This window comes from Streptomyces hundungensis (assembly GCF_003627815.1).
Taxonomy (GTDB): Bacteria; Actinomycetota; Actinomycetes; order Streptomycetales; family Streptomycetaceae; genus Streptomyces; species Streptomyces hundungensis_A.
The window spans coordinates 2,473,704-2,493,755 of the sequence record NZ_CP032698.1 but is presented as its reverse complement, the minus strand read 5'-3'; the positions used below and the strand labels follow the sequence as shown (position 1 = coordinate 2,493,755).

The window sequence follows — 20,052 nt, the reverse complement described above, 5'->3', positions numbered from 1 at the left end:
GTTGAAATCATGGCCGTGACCCGTGCCATGAGCAGTGCGGCAACGAAATCTCTCGCGGGCGCCAAGCCCGTTCCGTTCTGGCTGGAGGACCCCGGCCGCCCCGAGGCGCTGCCCGCGCTCACCGGCGACGAGAGGTGCGACCTCCTCGTCGTCGGGGGCGGCTACAGCGGGCTGTGGACCGCGCTCATCGCCAAGGAGCGCGAGCCCGGCCGCGATGTCGTCCTCATCGAGGGCAAGGAGATCGGCTGGGCCGCCTCCGGCCGCAACGGCGGCTTCTGCGCCGCCTCCCTGACCCACGGCCTGGGCAACGGCCTGGCCCGCTGGCCCGACGAGCTGGCCCGGCTGGAGGAGCTGGGCGCGGCCAACCTCGACGCGATCGGCTCCGCGGTCGACCGCTACGCCATCGACTGCGACTTCGAGCGGACCGGCGAGATCGACGTGGCCACCGAGCCCCACCAGCTCGAAGAGCTGCACGAGATGTACGAGGAGGCGACCGCGCTCGGCTTCGGCGGGCTCGAACTCCTCGACGCGGAGCAGGTGCGCGCCGAGGTCGACTCGCCGACCTTCCTCGGCGGGCTCTGGGACCGCGACGGCGTCGCCATGCTCCACCCCGCCAAGCTCGCCTGGGGCCTGAAGCGGGCCTGCCTCGATCTCGGCGTACGGATCTACGAGCACACGCCGGGCCTCTCGCTGGCCCGGCTCGACGCCGGCATGGGCGTGCGCACCCCGTACGGCAAGGTCCGCGCCGAGCAGGTCGCGCTCGGCACCAATGTCTTCCCCTCGCTGGTCAAACGGCTGCGCCCGTACACGGTGCCGGTGTACGACTACGCGCTGATGACCGAGCCCCTGACCGCGGCCCAGCTCGCCTCCATCGGCTGGCAGCGGCGCCAGGGCCTTGGGGACGCGGCCAACCAGTTCCACTACTTCCGGCTCTCCGCCGACAACCGGATCCTGTGGGGCGGCTATGACGCGGTCTATCCCTACGGCGGGAAGGTGCGCAGCGAGTACGACGACCGGCCGGAGACCTACGCCAAGCTCGCCGAGCAGTTCTTCCACTGCTTCCCGCAGTTGGAGGGGGTGCGCTTCAGCCATGCCTGGGGCGGTGCGATCGACACCTGCTCGCGCTTCTCGGCGTTCTTCGGCACCGCCCACGGCGGCCGGGTGGCGTACGCCGCCGGATACACCGGGCTCGGGGTGGGGGCGACCCGCTTCGGCGCCGATGTGATGCTCGACCTGCTGGCGGGGGAGCACACCGAGCGCACCGAACTGGAGATGGTGCGCACCAAGCCGCTGCCGTTCCCGCCGGAGCCGGTCGCCTGGGCGGGCATCGGGCTCACCAAGTGGTCGCTGGCCCGGGCCGACGAGCGGGGCGGTCGGCGCAATCTGTGGCTCAAGGCGATGGACCGGATCGGCCTCGGCTTCGACAGCTGAGCCCCCGGGCCCGCCGACAGGGGCCCTTGAACCCGCCAACAGCCCCCTTGGGTGACCTGTCAACAGGCTGGGCGACCTGTCAACAGGCCTTCGGCGCCTGGCAGTTGAGGGCTTGATCATTTTGTGCGCCCCCGGTCACGCCGGGGGCGCACCCCTGTGGATCATGCTGTGCCCCGGCTCACCACCGATGGGTGGCCGAAGTCGCGTCATACCCCGGCCCGGGACCGCTCTCCCTCGTGGACGCACTGGCTGTGCCCAGTGGAGCGGTTCGGATCGGAGGACGGCAATGACTGCCTCGGGGGCAAAGAGCGCGGTGGAATGGCTGGCGTCGGTGGCGCCGGATCCCGACGCCTGCCGGTGGGAATGGGAGCGCAACCCCCACGGGGTCGCGCTGCTGCCGGCCGGCCGGCGCTGGGACGTACTGATCCTGCCGGGCGAGCTCGGGCACCCGACGCTCGACGTGCTGGCCCGGCTCGTGGACCGGCCCGGCCCCGTGCTCGCCGACTTCGGCGACGCGCGGCTGGGCTTCTTCGTGCCCCCCGGCACGGCGGCGCGCTGGCTCGGCACCGGGGTGCGCGGCGCGGGCCGAGGCACCTGGATCGTGGTGCCCCACCCCGGCCGGGCGAGCGCCGGGACGCGCTGGCTGGTGCCGCCGGACGGCTCGGGCACCCTCATCGACCCCGGCGTCCTGGAGCTGGCGATGCACGAGGCGGCGGCCGCTATCGCGCGGGAGGGGAACAGGCGGGAGCGGGACGCGGAGGGCTGAGCGGGCGGTCGGCTGCCGGAAGTCTTGACAAGCCGATTGGTCTGGACCATGTTGTGCGGGCTTCGTGTCTCAATACCCCCTTGCCCGGAGGCAGTTGTGGACCGCATCAGACCCCCCGCCCTACGGTCGCCCCTGTGCGCCGCCCTGACGGCGGCCGCCCTCGCCGCGGCCGGGCTCCTCGCCGTGGCGCCGTCCGCGCGCGCCGCCGACACCGAACTCCTGCGCAACGGCGGCTTCGAATCCGGACTCACCGGCTGGAGCTGCACCGCGGGCAGCGGCGCCGTCGTCTCCTCGCCCGTGCACAGCGGCAGCGCCGCCCTGAAGGCGACCCCGTCCGGCAGCGACAACGCGCAGTGCGCCCAGAGCGTGGCCGTCCAGCCCAACTCCACCTACACGCTGAGCGGTTGGGCGCAGGGGAGCTACGTCTATCTCGGCGCGTCCGGCACCGGCACCACCGACGTGTCGACCTGGACCCAGTCCGCGCCCTCCTGGCAGCAGTTGAGGACGAGCTTCAAGACCGGCGCGAACACCACCTCGGTGACCGTCTACACCCACGGCTGGTACGGCACCCCCGCCTATGAGGCCGACGACGTGAGCCTGATCGGCCCCGGCGGCACGCCGGTCCCGATACCGGCCGCCCCCTCGGGGCTGACCACCACCGGCGCGACCTCCTCCAGCATCGGCCTCGCCTGGTCGCAGGTGGCCGGCGCCACCGGGTACTCCGTCTACCGCGACGGCGCCAAGGTGGCCTCGATGAGCGGGACGTCGGCCACCGTCACGGGCCTGGCCCCCGCCACCTCGTACGTTTTCCAGGTCACCGCCACCAACAGTGCGGGCGAGTCGCCCAAGTCGGCCTCCGTGAGCGCGAGCACCACCGGCGGCGGCCCCAACCCGCCCTCCTCCGGGCACGCCCTCGTCGGCTATCTGCACGCCTCCTTCGCCAACGGCGCGGGCTACACGCGCATGGCGGACGTCCCCGACGCCTGGGACATCATCGACCTCGCCTTCGGCGAGCCGACCTCGGTGACCTCCGGCGACATCCGCTTCAACCGGTGTCCGGCCTCGGAGTGCCCGACGGTCGAGCCGCTCGCCGACTTCAAGGCGGCCATCAAGGCCAAGCAGGCCGCGGGCAAGAAGGTGCTGATCTCCATCGGCGGCCAGAACGGCCAGGTCCAGCTCACCACGGCCGCCGCCCGCGACACCTTCGTCTCCTCCGTCTCGAAGATCATCGACGAGTACGGCCTGGACGGCCTCGACGTCGACTTCGAGGGCCACTCGCTCTCCCTCAACACCGGCGACACCGACTTCAGGAACCCGACGACGCCCGTCGTCGTCAACCTCATCGACGCCCTGAAGACCCTGAAGGCCAAGTACGGCCCTCGGTTCGTCCTGACGATGGCCCCGGAGACGTTCTTCGTGCAGATGGGCTACCAGTTCTACGGCTCCGGTCCCTGGGGCGGGCAGGATCCGCGCTGCGGCGCCTATCTGCCGGTCATTTACGCGCTGCGTGACGCGCTCACCCTGCTGCACGTCCAGGACTACAACTCGGGCTCCATCATGGGCCTGGACAACCAGTACCACTCGATGGGCGGCGCGGACTTCCACATCGCCATGACCGACATGCTGCTCACCGGCTTCCCCGTCGCGGGCGACGCCACCAAGACCTTCCCCGCGCTGCGCCCCGACCAGGTCGCCATCGGCCTGCCCGCATCCACCCAGGCGGGCAACGGCTGGACCAGCCCAGCCGAGGTCACCAAAGCCCTGGACTGCCTGACGAAGAAGGCGAACTGCGGCGCGTACCAGACCCATGGCAGCTGGCCGGGGCTGCGCGGACTGATGACCTGGTCCATCAACTGGGACCGCTTCAACGGCGGCGAGTTCTCCAAGAACTTCGACGCATACCCCTGGAGCTGACCACCAGGAGCGCCCCGCACAGGCAGCAACTGGCGAGCACGTCCAGGGGCCAGTGGTAGCCGTGCAGCACCAGACCGGTGCCCGTCGCCGCCGTCAGCGCCCCCGCGGCGGCGGGCAGCATCCAGGCGCGGCGCACATAGGGGGAGAGCAGGAGGGCGGCGCACCCGTACGCCACCATCGCGGTCGCCGTGTGCCCCGAGGGGTAGTAGCCGGTCGCCGGGTCGAACGGGCCCGGGCGCGCGGTCCACTCCTTGAGCGGCACCACGAGCAGCGGCACCAGCGCCATCGTCGCGGCGGCGATCAGGGCCGCTCGGCGCCGGCCGCGCCACAGGGCGTGGCCGATGGCGAGGGCGAGGACCGGCAGGGCGACGGGCATGGAGCCGAGGTCGGAGAGGGCCTCGGCGAGCCAGGACGGGCCGTGGCCGGTGAGCGGGCGGTCGAGGCGCTCGTCGAGACGGCGCAGTGGGCCGTCGGAGACGACCTGCCAGGTGATGACCGCGAACACGCAGAGCAGCGTGGCGAAGAGGAAAGCCGGCCGCCCCGGAACAGGGGGGGAGGTTCCGGGGCGGCCGCCCGGACCGGTGTACCGCTCGCCCCGGGGGGTGTGGGGCGGTCGGCCGTCCGATCGGTGAGGAGTTCCGGAGCCGGAGGCTCCAGTGGTGTGCGCGAGGGCACGACCAGGGCAAGGCTGGGGATGCTGCGCCCTGGGATCGTCCGCAGTCCCCTGCGGGCGGGGTGTTTCTCTCATCTGCGCAAACCGTACGACAGACACGGGGGGACCGACAGCGGGAACCCGATCCCGCCATTGGCCCCCCACACCTTCTTCACAGGCGGTGTCGGACGTTCGGCTCAGACGCCGGTGAAGGCCTGCTCGATGATGTCGAGCCCCTCGTTCAGCAGGTCCTCGCCGATGACGAGCGGGGGCAGGAAGCGCAGGACGTTGCCGTACGTACCGCAGGTCAGGACCAGCAGGCCCTCCGCGTGACAGGCCTTGGCGAGGGCGCCGGCCGCCTCCGGGTTCGGGGTCTTGGAGTCGCGGTCCTTGACGAGCTCGATGGCGATCATGGCGCCGCGGCCGCGGATGTCGCCGATGATGTCGTACTTCTCGGCCATGGTGGCCAGGCGGGCCTTCATGACCTCCTCGATGCGCTTGGCCCGGCCGTTGAGGTCGAGCTCCTTCATCGTCTCGATCGCGCCGAGGGCGGCGGCGCAGGCCACCGGGTTGCCGCCGTAGGTGCCGCCGAGGCCGCCCGCGTGGGCGGAGTCCATGATCTCGGCGCGGCCCGTCACGGCGGCGAGCGGCATACCGCCCGCGATGCCCTTGGCGGTGGTGATCAGGTCGGGGACGATGCCCTCGTCCTCACAGGCGAACCACTGGCCGGTGCGGCAGAAGCCGGACTGGATCTCGTCCGCGACGAAGACGATCCCGTTGTCCTTGGCGAACTGGCTGATCGCGGGCAGGAAGCCCTTGGCCGGCTCGATGAAGCCGCCCTCGCCGAGCACCGGCTCGATGATGATCGCGGCGACGTTGTCCGCGCCGATCTGCTTGTTGATCATGTCGATGGCCTGGGCGGACGCCTCGGCGCCGGCGTTCTCCGGGCCGGTGAGCCAGCGGTAGCCGTAGGCCACCGGCACCCGGTAGACCTCGGGCGCGAACGGGCCGAAGCCGTTCTTGTACGGCATGTTCTTGCTCGTCAGCGCCATCGTCAGGTTGGTGCGGCCGTGGTAGCCGTGGTCGAAGACGACGACGGCCTGGCGCTTGGTGTACGCACGGGCGATCTTGACGGCGTTCTCGACGGCCTCGGCGCCCGAGTTGAACAGCGCGGACTTCTTCGCGTGGTCGCCCGGGGTCAGCTCGGCGAGCTGCTCGGCGACGGCGACGTAGCCCTCGTACGGCGTGACCATGAAGCAGGTGTGGGTGAAGTCCTGGAGCTGGGCGCTCGCGCGGCGCACCACGGCCTCGGCGGAGGCGCCGACCGAGGTCACCGCGATGCCGGAACCGAAGTCGATCAGACGGTTGCCGTCGACGTCCTCGATGATGCCGCCGCCCGCGCGCGCCGTGAAGACGGGCAGCGTGGAGCCCACACCCGCGGCGACGGCCGCGAGACGGCGGGCCTGAAGCTCCTGCGACTTCGGACCGGGGATGGCGGTGACGACGCGGCGCTCCTGCGGGATCGCGCTCATGCGGGGCTCCTGGGGTTTTCCTGGGGGATTTCGGACGCTTCCTTGGCTTTCTTGGCAGGCTAGAGCGCGCGGGCGCGCTGTGGCATGCGCCGTTCGGTAGTGGTGGGGGTGTGTTCCTTGTCCTCGGCGGACAGTTGCCCCGGCCGGGCGCGCGGTGCGCGGCAGCGGTGAACCGTGGTGCGGTGCCACTAGATTGAGCGTTCGCACCGCTCGGAACGGACCTGGCTGGTCAGGGGGCAAGGGGTCGATGGACACCGAAGGCACGTACGACGCACGCGGCACCCGTTCGGGGTCGGTCCCGCGCCCCGCCGGACCGCCTCCGCGCCCGGCGCTGCCGCCCCGGCCCGCCGAGGGCCCAACGAACGGTCCCACCACCCTCGGCGACTGGCTGCGCACCCCGCGCGCGGCGGCCGAGCCGGGCCTGTGGCGCTTCGGCCACAAGCCGCGGCCCGACGCCGACCCGGAGCGCGTCCCCGACCGGGCCCTGCTCGTGGGCGCGCTCGTCGCCCTGCTCGCGGGCACTCTCGTCTGGTCCCTGTGGACCAACGGTTACGTCCCGCACAGCCGGGTCCTGCTGGAACTGTTCACGCCCGCCGAGTGGTGGCGCTACCCCCGCCCGCCCGAGGCGCTGACCGCGATCGAGGTCTACAACAGCCTCTTCGCCGCGCTGCTGATCTACGTGTTCGGCCGGATGGGCAACTGGCTGGAGGTGTTCCGCCGGTACGCCGTCGACTGCCCCCAGCCCGAGCGGACCCTGCGCACCGCTCTCGCGGGCGCGGTGGCGGTCTGGCTCGTCATCGGGACCAGCCTCTTCCCGTTCTTCTTCACCATCTGGAACCTGTTCCCGCTCTCCTGGACCACCGGCAACGGCGACCGCACGGTGGCCACCTTCGTCAACTACGGCCTGTACGCGCTGGTCGGCGGGGCCGTGCTGTGGCCCTTCGCCAAGGCGGGCGACTGGCTGGGCCAGCTGCGCAAGCGCACGGCGGCGCCCCCGGCGCAGCACCCCGGCGCACCTGCCCCCGTGACCTCCCCCGCCGACTGGCCCCAGCTGCGGGCCGCGGGGCTCGGCGACGCCGCCGACCGGCTGGTGGCCGAGGAGCGGTCGGGGCGCATGAACGACGTCGACTGCGTACGGATCCGGCGGGCCTGGGCGACCGTCAAGGCCGACCCGTCCCGGCTCGGCGCGTTCACCGAGGCCGTCGCGGCCCAGGGCGCGCGGGCCTGTCTGCACCCCTCGGGCGACCGCGATCTGCCCGCCCGCGCGGCCACCCACGACCTGCTCACCTCGCAGGTCCGGCTCGGCCGCTACCCCGACGCGGAGCGCACCCCGCCGGCCCGCCGGGGCGCGGGCGCCGCGCTCGACCCGGGCTCGCTCGGCTCCTCGCTGCTCGCCATCGGACCGTTCGGCGCGGGCAAGACCCGGCACCTGGTGCGGCCCGTCGTCGAATCGCTCGCGCTCCAGGCGCTCGCCGGCAAGGCCGCCGTCGTCGCGGTGTGCGCCGCGGGCACCCCGCTCGGCCCCGACGACGGCTACGACGTGGTCGTCAAGCCCGGCGACGCCTCCTCCGCGTACGACCTCGACCTGTACGGCGGCGCCACCGACCCCGACGAGGCCGCGGCGCTGCTCGCCGAGGCGTTCGCCGGAGATCTGGCCGAGGTCGACCCGCGCCGCGCCGCGACGGTGCTGGCCCAGCTCCTCGGCCCCTACCGCGCGGCCCACGGCCGCTTCCCCTCCGTCACCGTGCTGCGCGAGCTCCTCGACGGCTCGCCCGGCGTCCTTGAGGAGCTCAGGGCCCGGCTCGACGGCGAGAAGCACCGCGCCTACCACCGTGAACTCGACGCCAGGGAACGGCAGTTGGGCACACCGGGCGACCCGGGGCTCGCGCTCGCGGCACGCGTCGCGGTGCTCGACCGCCCCGCCTTCGAGGGCTTCTTCGACACCACCGGCCAGAGCCGGCCCTTCTCGCTGCGCTCCCTCGAACATCCGCTACGGGTCCGCATCGACGTACCCGAACGCGGTCACCCCGAGGCCGCGCACCTGCTGACCCGGCTGATCCTGGCCCAGTTCACGGCGGGCGCCACCGCCCGCCGGGACCGCTCCCTCTTCGCCTTCCTGGCCCTCGACGACGCCACCCACGCCGTCACCGCCGAGTCCGTACGGTCCCTGCAACGGCTGCGGAACTGCAACGCCGGGGTGCTGCTCACGCTGCGGGCGCTCGGCGACGTCCCCGAGCAGCTGCACACCTCACTGCTCGGCTCGGTCGGCTGCCACATGGCGTTCTCCGGGGTCACCACCTGGGACGGGCGGCTCTTCGCCCAGGCGTGGGGCACCGAATGGGTGGAGACCACCGAGGTCGCCAAGCACACCGTCTTCGCCGACCAGCCGCTCACCCGGGCCGTCCACGCGCTGCGCAAACTCGTCACCGGCAAGGCGGTCACCACCGACGCCGTCACCGTGCGCACGGTCGAGCGGGAACGCTGGTCGGCCTCCGAGCTCGCCCACCAGGTGCCCGCGGGGCACGCGGTGCTCTCGCTGACCACCGTGAAGGGGGAGCACGCGCCGCCGCTCCTCGTGGACCTGCGCGGATGAGGCCGGTATCGCCCCGCCGCACGACTCCCCGGAACCTGGACGAGCTGGCAAAATAGGAGTGCCCGTTCATACGGGACGTAAGAATCGCTCGCTGCCCGTACTCCTCGTACTTCCTGCCGAAGGTAACCCGCTCCCATGCCCCCCACGCTCGCCTCGCTCGTCCAGCACTCGGCGCTCAAGCTCACCGTGCGCGCGGGGCACGAGCACCTGGACCGCCCGGTGCGCTGGGCCCACGTCAGCGAACTCGCCGACCCCGTCCCGTACATGGAGGGCGGCGAACTCCTGCTCATCACCGCGATGAAGCTGGACGCCGAGGACCCCCAGGCGATGCGCCGCTATGTGCGCCGGCTGTCCAGGGCCGGAGTGGTCGGGCTCGGCTTCGCCATCGGCGTCACCTACGACACCGTGCCGGACGCGCTGCTCGACGCCGCCCGCGAGGAGGGCCTGCCGCTCCTGGAGGTGCCCCGGCGCACGCCGTTCCTGGCCATCTCCAAAGAGGTCTCCGCGGCCATCTCCGCCGACCAGTACCGCGCGGTCACCGCCGGCTTCGAAGCCCAGCGCGAACTGACGAAGGCGGCGCTCTTCGACGGCCCGGCCGCCCTCATCGCCAAGCTCGCCGCGCACGTCGAGGGCTGGGCCGCCCTGTACGACACCTCCGGCGCGGTCGTGGCCGCCGCACCCGACTGGGCCGCGCGCCGCGCCGCCCGGCTCACCGCGGACGTCGCCCGGCTGCGCGAGCGCACCGCCCCCGCCAGCGTGGTCGTGGGCGACGCCGACGAGGCATCCGGGGACCGGGTCGAGCTCCAGTCGCTCGGCACCGGGCGCCGGGTGCGCGGCGCGCTCGCCGTCGGCACGGGGGCGCCGCTGGGCACCGCGGAGCGCTACGCCGTCCACTCGGCGGTCGCCCTGCTCACCCTCACCACCGAACGCTCCCGCTCGCTCCAGGCGGCCGAACAACGCCTGGGCGCGGCGATCCTGCGCATGCTGCTCTCCGGGCAGCAGGACCATGCCCGCGCGGTCGCGGGGGACCTGTACGGCGGGCTCCTGGACGCGCCGTTCCGCCTGGTCATCGCCGAACTCGCGGGCGAGGCCGACCCGGCCGGGCTCGGCGCGCTCGCCGAGACCATGGAATCGGCCGCGGCCCGCTGCGGCGAGACCGTCCTCGTGGTGCCGGAGGCGAGGCGCCTGGTCGTGCTGGCCGCGGACGGGGGCGAGGCGGTCGCGGCGTGCCTGGCCCACGCGGGCGCGGAGGGCGAGGACCTCGTCATCGGGCTCTCCGCGCCGGCCGGGCCCATAGCGGCGGCCTCCGCCTACAAACAGGCCGAGCAGGCGCTCTCGGTCGCCCGCCGGCGCGGCAAGCCGCTGGTCGAGCACGAGGACCTGGTGGCGGGCTCCGTCCTTCCGCTCCTCGCGGACGATGCGGTGCGGGCGTTCGCGGACGGGATGCTGCGGGCGCTGTACGAGCACGACGCGACGGGGCGGGGCGATCTGGTGGCCTCGCTGCGGGCGTGGCTCTCGCGGCACGGGCAGTGGGATGCGGCGGCGGCGGACCTTGGTGTGCACCGGCACACCTTGCGGTACCGGATGCGGCGGGTGGAGGAGATCCTGGGGCGGTCCCTGGACGACCCCGACGTCCGCATGGAACTCTGGCTGGCCCTAAAGGCAACCTCGGCCCCCGACAGCTGACCCTTCCCCCACCCCGCTCCCCTCCGGGCGCCCCGGGCCACCTTTTGCGCAGTTCCCCGCGCCCCTAAAAGCCCTTCGGTCTGCGGGCCGTGGTCGCTTCTCGCGCAGTTCCTCGCGCCCCTGAAAAGCCGTCTTCGTCTGCGGGTCGTGCGTGGCTGGGCGCGCAGTTCCTCGCGCCCCTAAAAGCCCTTCGGTCTGCGGGCCGTGGTCGCTTCTTGCGCAGTTCCTCGCGCCTCTTAAGTGCTCGGTGCTGGGCAGTGCAGGCCACCTCAGCCTGTCCGGCGATTGAGGACGAGCGCCCTTTAGGCGCGATCGGGGTCTGGGGCGGAGCCCCAGGGGCTTTTGGCTGCGGACCGTGGTCGCTGGTCGCGCAGTTCCCCGCGCCCCTGGCAGGACCGGTGCCGGCCCACATCCGCACCTTCAGCCCGTCCGGCGATTGAGGACGAGCGGCGTTCAGGCGCGATCGGGGTCCGGGGCGGAGCCCCGGGGAAGCGACAAAGCGGCGTGGGGTGGAAGTGAACCACTCCATGCCGGACAAACGCACAGCCCCCCACCCCGCCCTACCGTGAGGGCATGACTTCTACCCACGCCTTCTGGCTCGCCGGCCGCGAGGCCACCGGCGACGACCGCTTCGATGTCACTTCGCCCTGGGACGGCCGTCACGTCGCCTCGGTCAGCGTGCCCACCGACGCCCAGGTCGAGGAGGCCGTGGCCGCAGCGCACGCCGTCGTGGAGGAGTTCGCGGCGACCCCGGCGCACGTGCGGGCCGCCGCCCTCGACCACGTGTCGAAGCGGCTCACCGAGCGCACCGAGGAGATCGCCCAGCTGATCTCCGCCGAGAACGGCAAGCCGATCAAGTGGGCCCGCGGCGAGGTCGGCCGCGCCGTGTCCGTGTTCCGCTTCGCGGCCGAGGAGGCCCGCCGCTTCAACGGCGGCGAGGCCCAGCGCCTGGACACCGACGGCGGCGGCGTGGGCCGCCTCGCCCTGACCCGCCGCTTCCCCAAGGGCGTCGTCCTCGGCATCGCACCGTTCAACTTCCCGCTGAACCTGTGCGCCCACAAGGTCGCCCCGGCGATCGCGGTCGGCGCCCCGATCATCCTGAAGCCCGCCCCCGCGACCCCGCTCTCGGGCCTGATCCTGGGCGAGCTGCTCGCCGAGACCGAGCTGCCCGCCGGTTCGTGGAGCATCCTGCCGGTCGCCAACGACAAGATGCCGGCCCTGGTGCAGGACGACCGCCTCCCGGTCATCTCCTTCACCGGCTCCGACAAGGTCGGCTACGCGATCATGGACTCGGTGCCGCGCAAGCACTGCACCCTGGAGCTCGGCGGCAACGGCGCGGCCGTCGTCCTCGCCGACTGGGCCTCGGAGGAGGACCTGGACTGGGCGGCGACCCGTATCGCCACCTTCTCCAACTACCAGGGCGGCCAGTCCTGCATCTCCGTGCAGCGCGTGATCGTGGACGCCGCCGTCTACGACCGGCTGCTCCCGAAGGTCGTCGCCGCCGTCGAGGCGCAGGTCACCGGTGATCCGTCCGACTCGGCCACCGACGTCGGCCCGCTGGTCAGCGAGGACGCCGCCCAGCGCGTCGAGTCCTGGGTCGACGAGGCCGTCGCGGCCGGGGCGAAGCTGCTCACCGGCGGCAAGCGCGACGGCGCCTCCTACGCGCCGACCGTGCTCACCGAGGTCCCGGCCGAAACGACGCTGGCCTGCGAGGAGGTCTTCGGACCCGTCCTGACCGTCCAGAAGGTGGACGGCGAGGCCGAGGCCTTCGCCGCCGTCAACTCCTCCAAGTACGGCCTCCAGGCAGGGGTGTTCACGCACGACGTGCAGACCGCCTTCCGCGCCCACCGGGCCCTGGAGGTCGGCGGCGTGATCATCGGCGACGTGCCGTCCTACCGCGCCGACCAGATGCCCTACGGCGGCGCCAAGGCCTCCGGCGTCGGCCGCGAAGGCGTCCGCTACGCGATGGAGGACTACACCTACGAGCGCGTCCTGGTCCTGACGGGCCTCGCCCTGTAGGACACCGCGCCCCCGGGCCGGCGGCCGGAACCCACTGTGCGGGGGTTCCGGCCGCCGTCGTGTGTACGGACGGGCGCGAGGGGTGGTCCAACGCCGGGGAATGGGGTACATACGGTCGGGTAGCACCACCCGGTAACGGGTGGCACCACCCGGTGACGGGCAGCCGCCCGCAGCCGTCGGCCCGCGGCGAGGAGAACCCCTCATGACCGCACCACAGCACAAGCCCAAGGTCTCCGAGCGCGAGGCGCGCCAGGTCGCCGAGGCCGCCCGCGAGCAGGACTGGCGCAAGCCGAGTTTCGCGAAGGAGCTCTTCCTCGGCCGGCTGCGCCTCGATCTGATCCACCCCCATCCACAGCCCGCCCCCGAGGACGTGGAGCGTGGCGAGGCCTTCCTCGCCAAGATGCGCGACTTCTGCGAGACCCGGGTCGACGGCCGCCTCATCGAGCGCGAGTCGAAGATCCCGGACGAGGTGGTGAACGGGCTCAAGGAGCTCGGCGCCCTCGGGATGAAGATCGACACGAAGTACGGGGGCCAGGGGCTCACCCAGGTCTACTACAACAAGGCGCTCGCGCTGGCCGGTTCGGCCAGCCCCGCGATCGGGGCGCTGCTCTCCGCGCACCAGTCGATCGGGGTGCCCCAGCCGCTGAAGCTCTTCGGCACCCAGGAGCAGAAGGACACCTTCCTGCCCCGCTGCGCCCGTACCGACATCTCCGCCTTCCTGCTCACCGAGCCGGACGTGGGCTCCGACCCGGCCCGGCTCGCGACGGCCGCGGTGCCGGACGGCGAGGACACGTACGTCCTGGACGGCGTGAAGCTGTGGACCACCAACGGGGTCGTCGCCGACCTGCTCGTCGTGATGGCCCGGGTGCCGAAGTCCGAGGGGCACAAGGGCGGCATCACCGCCTTCGTCGTCGAGGCGGACTCGCCGGGCGTCACCGTCGAGAACCGCAACGCCTTCATGGGCCTGCGCGGCATCGAGAACGGCGTCACCCGCTTCCACCGGGTGCGGGTCCCGGCCGCGAACCGGATCGGGCCGGAGGGCTCCGGCCTGAAGATCGCCCTGACCACCCTCAACACCGGTCGGCTCTCGCTGCCCGCGATGTGTGTGGGCAGCGGCAAGTGGTGTCTGAAAATCGCCCGTGAATGGGCGGGCGCCCGCGAGCAGTGGGGGCGGCCGGTCGCACGGCACGAGGCGGTCGGCGCGAAGATCTCCTTCATCGCCGCCACCACGTTCGCCCTCGAAGCCATGACGGACCTCTCCGCGCAGATGGCCGACGAGAACCGCAACGACATCCGCATCGAGGCCGCCCTCGCCAAGCTGTACGGGTCCGAGATGGGCTGGTTGATCACGGACGAGCTGGTCCAGATCCGCGGCGGCCGCGGCTTCGAGACCGCGGACTCCCTCGCGGCCCGCGGGGAACGCGCCGTACCCGCCGAGCAGATGCTCCGGGACATGCGGATCAACCGCATCTTCGAGGGCTCGACGGAGATCATGCACCTGCTGATCGCGCGCGAGGCGGTCGACGCCCACCTGTCCGTGGCGGGCGATCTCATCGACCCCGACAAGACCCTCCAGGACAAGGCGAAGGCAGGTGTGGGCGCGGCCGGGTTCTACGCCAAGTGGCTGCCCAAACTGGTCGCGGGGCCGGGTCAACTCCCCAACTCCTACGGCGAGTTCGGGCCGCTGGCCCAGCATCTGCGCTACGCCGAGCGCTCCGCGCGCAAGCTCGCCCGCTCGACCTTCTACGCGATGTCGCGCTGGCAGGGCCGGATGGAGACCAAGCAGGGCTTCCTCGGCCGGATCGTCGACATCGGGGCGGAGCTGTTCGCGATGAGCGCGGCCTGCGTACGGGCCGAGCACCTGCGCGCCGCCGGTGAGAACGGCCGCGAGGCGGTCCAGCTCGCGGACACCTTCTGCCGTCAGTCGCGCATCCGCGTCGAGGAACTCTTCACCCGGCTGTGGAGCAACACCGACGACCTCGACCGCAAGGTCGTGGACGAGGTCCTCGCCGGCGCCTACACCTGGCTGGAAGAGGGCGTCCTCGACCCGTCGGGCGACGGCCCCTGGATCGCGGACGCCACCCCCGGCCCGCCCACCCGCGACAACGTCCACCGCCCCGTCCGCTGAACCGCCCCCGGCGCCGGAGCGTCAGGTTCCGCTCCGGCGCCGGGCCGCCCGGGCGCCGCCCCGCGAGCGGGTACGGGACGGCGCCCGCGCACTCGCCCGGGCCCTCTTGGCAGGAGCGCTGTCCAGGCACACAGCCGATGCGGCAACAATGGGGGCATGAGCGACAGCCCAGCCCCCCTCGCCGACCCCCACATCGCCTTCGACCCGACCGAAGGCCGACGCGATGTGGTCGTCCTCGGATCCACCGGATCCATCGGTACCCAGGCCATCGACCTGGTCCTGCGCAACCCCGACCGCTTCCGGGTGACCGCGCTCTCCGCGGCCGGCGGCCGGGTCGAGCTGCTGGCCGAGCAGGCCCGGCGGCTGCGGGTCCGCGCCGTCGCGGTCGCACGCGAGGACGCCGTGCCCGCCCTGCGCGAGGCGCTGACGGCGCAGTACGGCGGCGAGCCGCTCCCCGAGATCCTCGCCGGCCCCGAAGCGGCCACCGAGCTCGCCGCGTCCCCCTGCCACACCGTCCTGAACGGGATCACCGGCTCGATCGGCCTCGCCCCGACGCTCGCCGCGCTCACGGCCGGCCGCACGCTCGCGCTGGCCAACAAGGAGTCGCTGATCGTCGGCGGCCCGCTGGTCAAGGCCCTGGCGAAGCCGGGCCAGATCATCCCCGTCGACTCCGAGCACGCCGCCCTCTTCCAGGCCCTGGCCGCCGGAAAGCGCGCCGATGTGCGCAAGCTCGTGGTGACCGCGTCCGGCGGGCCCTTCCGGGGGCGTACCCGCGGCGAACTCGCCGACGTCACCCCCGCCGACGCGCTCGCCCACCCCACCTGGGCGATGGGCCCCGTCATCACCGTCAACTCGGCGACCCTCGTCAACAAGGGACTTGAGGTGATCGAGGCGCACCTGCTCTACGACATCCCCTTCTCGCGCATCGAGGTCGTCGTCCACCCCCAGTCCTATGTGCACTCCATGGTCGAGTTCACCGACGGCTCCACGCTGGCCCAGGCGACCCCGCCCGACATGCGCGGGCCGATCGCCATCGGGCTCGGCTGGCCCCAGCGGGTTCCGGACGCGGCGCCCGCCTTCGACTGGACCAAGGCCTCGACCTGGGAGTTCTTCCCGCTCGACAACGACGCGTTCCCGGCGGTGGGACTCGCCCGGCACGTCGGGGAATTGGGCGGGACGGCTCCGGCGGTGTTCAATGCCGCGAACGAGGAGTGCGTGGACGCGTTCCTGGCCGGACGGCTCCCCTTCAGCGGGATCATGGAGACGGTGACGGAGGTCGTCACCGAACACGGGACGCCGGCCGCGGGAACTTCCCTCACGGTCTCGGACGTCCTGGAAGCGGAGACCTGGGCACGCGCCCGGGCCCGGGAACTCGCGGTGAAGGCGACAGCGGAGGCACACGCATGACGATCCTGTTGACGGTCCTCGGCATAGTGCTCTTCGCCCTGGGACTGCTCATCTCCATCGCGTGGCACGAGCTCGGCCACCTCTCCACGGCCAAGCTCTTCGGCATCCGCGTGCCTCAGTACATGGTCGGCTTCGGCCCCACCATCTGGTCACGGAAGAAGGGCGACACGGAGTACGGGATCAAGGCGATCCCGGCCGGCGGCTACATCCGCATGATCGGCATGTTCCCGCCCGGCGCGGACGGCCGCATCGCGGCACGCTCGACCTCTCCGTTCCGCGGCATGATCGAGGACGCCAGGGCGGCCGCCTTCGAGGAGCTCCAGCCCGGTGACGAGGACCGGCTCTTCTACACGCGCAAGCCGTGGAAGCGCGTCATCGTCATGTTCGCGGGCCCCTTCATGAACCTGATCCTCGCGGTCGCGATCTTCCTCGGCGTGTTCATGGGCTTCGGTACGCAGACCCAGACCACGCAGGTCGAGGCCGTCCAGAAGTGCGTGATCGCGGCGAGCGAGAAGCGCCAGACCTGCGAGCCGGGTGACGCGGTCGCGCCCGCCGAAGCCGCGGGTCTGCGCAGCGGCGACACCATCGTCGCCTTCAACGGCAAGCCCGTGAAGGACTGGTCCGATCTGTCGGACCGGATCCGCGCCACCATCGGGCCCGCCACGGTCACCGTGGAGCGCCAGGGGCAGCAGATCACCCTGCACCCCACGCTCGCCAAGAACATGGTGGCCAAGAAGGACGCGGACGGGCAGCCCGTCCCGGACCAGTTCGTGCCGGCCGGCTACCTCGGCTTCCTGCCCAAGTCCGTGATCAAGCCGCTCACCTTCGAGCAGTCCGTGAACCACATGACCGACGCGGTCGAGAACAGCGTGCACTCCATCGCCGCGCTCCCCGGCAAGATCCCGGACCTGTGGAACGCGGCCTTCGACGGCGGCGAGCGCAAGGCCGACTCGCCGGTCGGCGTGGTCGGCGCCGCGCGCATCAGCGGCGAGGTGCTCAACATGGACGCCCCGCCGGAGAACATCCTCGCGACGTTCATGATGGTGCTCGCCTTCTTCAACCTTTCGCTGTTCCTGTTCAACATGCTGCCGCTGCTCCCGCTGGACGGCGGCCACATCGCGGGCGCCCTGTGGGAGTCGCTGCGCCGCAACGTCGCCCGCGTCCTCAAGCGCGCCGACCCGGGCCCGTTCGACGTGGCCAAGCTGATGCCGGTCGCGTACGTGGTGGCCGGGATCTTCATCTGCTTCACCCTGCTCGTGCTCGTCGCGGACGTGGTGAACCCGGTGAAGCTCGCCTGAGGACGGGGAGGGCCCCGTGCTTTCCGCCGGTTGACCTGCGGGGCACGTACGAACACGGGAAGGGGCGGTTCGGGCGCATCGCGCGCCGGAGCCGCCCCCTTCGCGTGAACTGTGGGGGCACCGTGTGCCCGGGGCCCCGCGGGTGACGTAACCTCGAAGGCTGGAGCCCGCCGATCTCGGGACCTTGATCCACACCTTGGGGTTGCACAGCAGATGACTGCGATTTCACTGGGAATGCCGTCCGTACCGACCAGGCTGGCCGAGCGTCGCAAGAGCCGTCAGATCCAGGTCGGTTCCGTGGCGGTCGGCGGGGACGCACCCGTCTCGGTGCAGTCCATGACCACGACGAGGACGTCGGACATCGGCGCGACGTTGCAGCAGATCGCCGAACTGACGGCGTCGGGCTGTCAGATCGTGCGGGTCGCCTGCCCGACGCAGGACGACGCCGACGCGCTGTCGACGATCGCGAGGAAGTCCCAGATCCCCGTGATCGCGGACATCCACTTCCAGCCGAAGTACGTGTTCGCGGCCATCGACGCGGGCTGCGCGGCGGTCCGGGTCAACCCGGGCAACATCAAGCAGTTCGACGACAAGGTCAAGGAGATCGCGCTCGCCGCGAAGGACGCGGGCACGCCGATCCGGATCGGCGTCAACGCGGGATCGCTGGACGCGCGACTGCTGAAGAAGTACGGCAAGGCCACGCCCGAGGCGCTGGTCGAGTCGGCGCTGTGGGAGGCCTCCCTCTTCGAGGAGCACGGCTTCCGTGACATCAAGATCTCGGTCAAGCACAACGACCCCGTCGTCATGGTGAACGCCTACCGTCAGCTGGCCGCGCAGAGCGACTACCCGCTGCACCTCGGCGTCACCGAGGCGGGCCCCGCCTTCCAGGGCACGATCAAGTCGGCGGTCGCCTTCGGCGCGCTGCTCGCCGAAGGCATCGGCGACACGATCCGGGTCTCCCTCTCGGCCCCGCCGGCGGAGGAGATCAAGGTCGGCATCCAGATCCTGGAGGCGCTGAACCTGCGCCAGCGCCGTCTTGAAATCGTCTCCTGCCCGTCCTGCGGTCGCGCCCAGGTGGACGTGTACAAGCTGGCCGAGGAGGTCACGGCGGGTCTCGAGGGCATGGAGGTTCCGCTGCGGGTCGCGGTCATGGGCTGCGTCGTGAACGGCCCGGGCGAAGCCCGCGAGGCGGATCTCGGCGTCGCCTCGGGCAATGGCAAGGGGCAGATCTTCGTCAAGGGCGAGGTCATCAAGACGGTGCCGGAGTCGAAGATCGTGGAGACGTTGATCGACGAGGCGATGAAGATCGCGGAGCAGATGGAGAAGGACGGCGTCGCCTCCGGCGAGCCCCAGGTCTCCGTAGCAGGCTGACCCCCACCCCGGGCCCCGGGCCACCCCCGGGCCCGGCCCCGTCCCGGCTCGTCTGCGGGCCGCAGGTGGCTGGTCGCGCAGTTCCCCGCGCCCCTAAACCCGCTTTCGGCCTGCGGGCCGTGGTCGCTTCTCGCGCAGTTCCCCGCGCCCCTAACCCCGTTTTCGTCTGCGGGCCGTGGGTGGCTGGTCGCGCAGTTCCTCGCGCCCCTAGCCGGATCGGTGCTGGTCCGCATGAGGCATTTCAGCCTGTCCGGCGATTGAGGACGAGCGCCGTTCAGGCGCGAACGGGGTCTGGGGCGGAGCCCCAGGGGGCCAGGGGGTCGAGAACCCCGTGGGGGCGTGGGGGGCGGGGCGGCGGGTACAGTGCGGAGATCAGCAGCCCGTCCCGTGAGGCCCCCTCGTGTTGATGCAGACCACCACCCGGGTCCTCGAACCCGGCGACCTCGGCGCGGCGCTCGCCATCCTGGAGAGCGACCCGGTCGCCAACGCGTTCGTGACCTCCCGCGTACAGATCGCCGGCCTCGACCCCTGGCGCCTCGGCGGCGAGATGTGGGGCTGGTACGCGGACGGCCGCCTGCGCTCCCTGTGCTACTCCGGCGCCAACCTCGTACCGATCTGCGCGACCCCCGAGGCGGTACGTTCCTTCGCGGACCGCGCCCGCCGCACCGGCCGCCGCTGCTCCTCGATCGTCGGCCCCGCCGAGCCCACCGCCCGGCTGTGGCAGCTGCTAGAACCGCACTGGGGCCCCGCCCGCGACGTACGCCCGCACCAGCCCCTGATGGTCGCCGAGCGGATGCCCGACGACATCGCCCCCGACCCCTACGTCCGGCGCATCCGCAAGGACGAGATGGACGTGATCATGCCGGCCTGTGTCGCCATGTTCACCGAGGAGGTCGGCGTCTCCCCGCTCGCCGGTGACGGCGGACTGCTCTACCAGGCCCGCGTCGCCGAACTCGTGGGCGCGGGGCGCTCGTTCGCCCGTATCGAGGACGGCAAGGTCGTCTTCAAGGCCGAGATCGGCGCCGCCACCAACCAGGCCTGCCAGATCCAGGGCGTCTGGGTCGCCCCCGAGCACCGCGGCAAGGGCCTGTCGGCCACCGGCATGGCCGCCGTGCTGCGGTACGCACTCGCCGACGTCGCCCCGATCGTCAGCCTGTACGTCAACGACTTCAACGCCCCCGCCCGCGCCTGCTACCGACGGGTCGGCTTCCGTGAGACCGGAGCATTCATGAGCGTGCTGTTCTGAGGTTAGGGT

The 20,052-nt window shown here is 72.1% G+C and carries 13 protein-coding genes; 11 read left to right on the top strand and 2 right to left on the bottom strand.

Translation table 11 applies throughout. From position 1 onward, the window contains the following. Positions 1 to 9: 9 nt before the first annotated feature. The 3 genes from DWB77_RS11030 (at position 10) to DWB77_RS11020 (ending at position 4,111) form a co-directional block, all read left to right on the top strand. Complete coding sequence (locus DWB77_RS11030) at positions 10 to 1,431, top strand: NAD(P)/FAD-dependent oxidoreductase (RefSeq protein WP_428985116.1); 1,422 nt, start codon at positions 10 to 12, stop codon at positions 1,429 to 1,431. Positions 1,432 to 1,717: 286 nt separating this feature from the next. Next, positions 1,718 to 2,197 (top strand): hypothetical protein, encoded by a 480-nt coding sequence (locus tag DWB77_RS11025; RefSeq protein WP_120721098.1) that lies wholly within the window; start codon positions 1,718 to 1,720, stop codon positions 2,195 to 2,197. A gap of 96 nt (positions 2,198 to 2,293) precedes the next feature. Continuing rightward, positions 2,294 to 4,111: a chitinase gene (locus tag DWB77_RS11020; protein ID WP_120721097.1), complete on the top strand. Its 1,818-nt coding sequence runs from the start codon at positions 2,294 to 2,296 to the stop codon at positions 4,109 to 4,111. Here DWB77_RS11020 and DWB77_RS11015 read toward each other — a convergent pair. Then, positions 4,062 to 4,859 (bottom strand): phosphatase PAP2 family protein, encoded by a 798-nt coding sequence (locus DWB77_RS11015; RefSeq protein ID WP_120721096.1) that lies wholly within the window; start codon positions 4,857 to 4,859, stop codon positions 4,062 to 4,064. The genes DWB77_RS11020 and DWB77_RS11015 overlap by 50 nt on opposite strands. Before the next feature lie 101 nt (positions 4,860 to 4,960). Further along, positions 4,961 to 6,295 (bottom strand): 4-aminobutyrate--2-oxoglutarate transaminase, encoded by a 1,335-nt coding sequence (gabT, locus tag DWB77_RS11010; protein WP_120721095.1) that lies wholly within the window; start codon positions 6,293 to 6,295, stop codon positions 4,961 to 4,963. A gap of 247 nt (positions 6,296 to 6,542) precedes the next feature. Between gabT and DWB77_RS11005 the strand changes: the two genes are divergently transcribed. From DWB77_RS11005 to DWB77_RS10970, 8 genes are all read left to right on the top strand, one after another. Continuing rightward, complete coding sequence (locus DWB77_RS11005) at positions 6,543 to 8,888, top strand: ATP/GTP-binding protein (RefSeq protein WP_120721094.1); 2,346 nt, start codon at positions 6,543 to 6,545, stop codon at positions 8,886 to 8,888. A 135-nt stretch (positions 8,889 to 9,023) separates the two neighbouring features. Further along, positions 9,024 to 10,574 (top strand): PucR family transcriptional regulator, encoded by a 1,551-nt coding sequence (locus DWB77_RS11000; protein ID WP_120721093.1) that lies wholly within the window; start codon positions 9,024 to 9,026, stop codon positions 10,572 to 10,574. 573 nt (positions 10,575 to 11,147) lie between these two features. After that, entirely contained in the window at positions 11,148 to 12,593 is a 1,446-nt protein-coding gene (locus DWB77_RS10995; protein ID WP_120721092.1) for an aldehyde dehydrogenase family protein, read from the top strand. A 202-nt stretch (positions 12,594 to 12,795) separates the two neighbouring features. Continuing rightward, positions 12,796 to 14,721, top strand: a complete 1,926-nt coding sequence (locus DWB77_RS10990; RefSeq protein WP_120721091.1) for an acyl-CoA dehydrogenase family protein — start codon at positions 12,796 to 12,798, stop codon at positions 14,719 to 14,721. Between the two features lie 156 nt (positions 14,722 to 14,877). Then, positions 14,878 to 16,128, top strand: coding sequence for a 1-deoxy-D-xylulose-5-phosphate reductoisomerase (gene dxr, locus DWB77_RS10985; protein ID WP_120721090.1), 1,251 nt, complete (start codon positions 14,878 to 14,880; stop codon positions 16,126 to 16,128). Then, positions 16,125 to 17,426, top strand: a complete 1,302-nt coding sequence (locus DWB77_RS10980; protein WP_120721089.1) for a M50 family metallopeptidase — start codon at positions 16,125 to 16,127, stop codon at positions 17,424 to 17,426. The genes dxr and DWB77_RS10980 overlap by 4 nt, the downstream gene beginning before the upstream one ends. 213 nt (positions 17,427 to 17,639) lie before the next feature. Next, a complete protein-coding gene (gene ispG / locus DWB77_RS10975; RefSeq protein WP_120721088.1) occupies positions 17,640 to 18,797 on the top strand; it encodes a flavodoxin-dependent (E)-4-hydroxy-3-methylbut-2-enyl-diphosphate synthase in 1,158 nt (385 codons plus the stop codon). Positions 18,798 to 19,197: 400 nt separating this feature from the next. Then, positions 19,198 to 20,043: a GNAT family N-acetyltransferase gene (locus DWB77_RS10970; protein WP_120721087.1), complete on the top strand. Its 846-nt coding sequence runs from the start codon at positions 19,198 to 19,200 to the stop codon at positions 20,041 to 20,043. The last annotated feature ends 9 nt before the right edge of the window (positions 20,044 to 20,052 follow it).

Coding starts and splice junctions, on each gene's coding strand:
- DWB77_RS11030 (WP_428985116.1), top strand. CDS start 10: ATGGCCGTGACCCGTGCCATGAGCAGTGCGGCAACGAAATCTCTCGCG.
- DWB77_RS11025 (WP_120721098.1), top strand. CDS start 1,718: ATGACTGCCTCGGGGGCAAAGAGCGCGGTGGAATGGCTGGCGTCGGTG.
- DWB77_RS11015 (WP_120721096.1), bottom strand. CDS start 4,859: ATGAGAGAAACACCCCGCCCGCAGGGGACTGCGGACGATCCCAGGGCG.
- gabT (WP_120721095.1), bottom strand. CDS start 6,295: ATGAGCGCGATCCCGCAGGAGCGCCGCGTCGTCACCGCCATCCCCGGT.
- DWB77_RS11005 (WP_120721094.1), top strand. CDS start 6,543: ATGGACACCGAAGGCACGTACGACGCACGCGGCACCCGTTCGGGGTCG.
- DWB77_RS11000 (WP_120721093.1), top strand. CDS start 9,024: ATGCCCCCCACGCTCGCCTCGCTCGTCCAGCACTCGGCGCTCAAGCTC.
- DWB77_RS10995 (WP_120721092.1), top strand. CDS start 11,148: ATGACTTCTACCCACGCCTTCTGGCTCGCCGGCCGCGAGGCCACCGGC.
- DWB77_RS10990 (WP_120721091.1), top strand. CDS start 12,796: ATGACCGCACCACAGCACAAGCCCAAGGTCTCCGAGCGCGAGGCGCGC.
- dxr (WP_120721090.1), top strand. CDS start 14,878: ATGAGCGACAGCCCAGCCCCCCTCGCCGACCCCCACATCGCCTTCGAC.
- DWB77_RS10980 (WP_120721089.1), top strand. CDS start 16,125: ATGACGATCCTGTTGACGGTCCTCGGCATAGTGCTCTTCGCCCTGGGA.
- ispG (WP_120721088.1), top strand. CDS start 17,640: ATGACTGCGATTTCACTGGGAATGCCGTCCGTACCGACCAGGCTGGCC.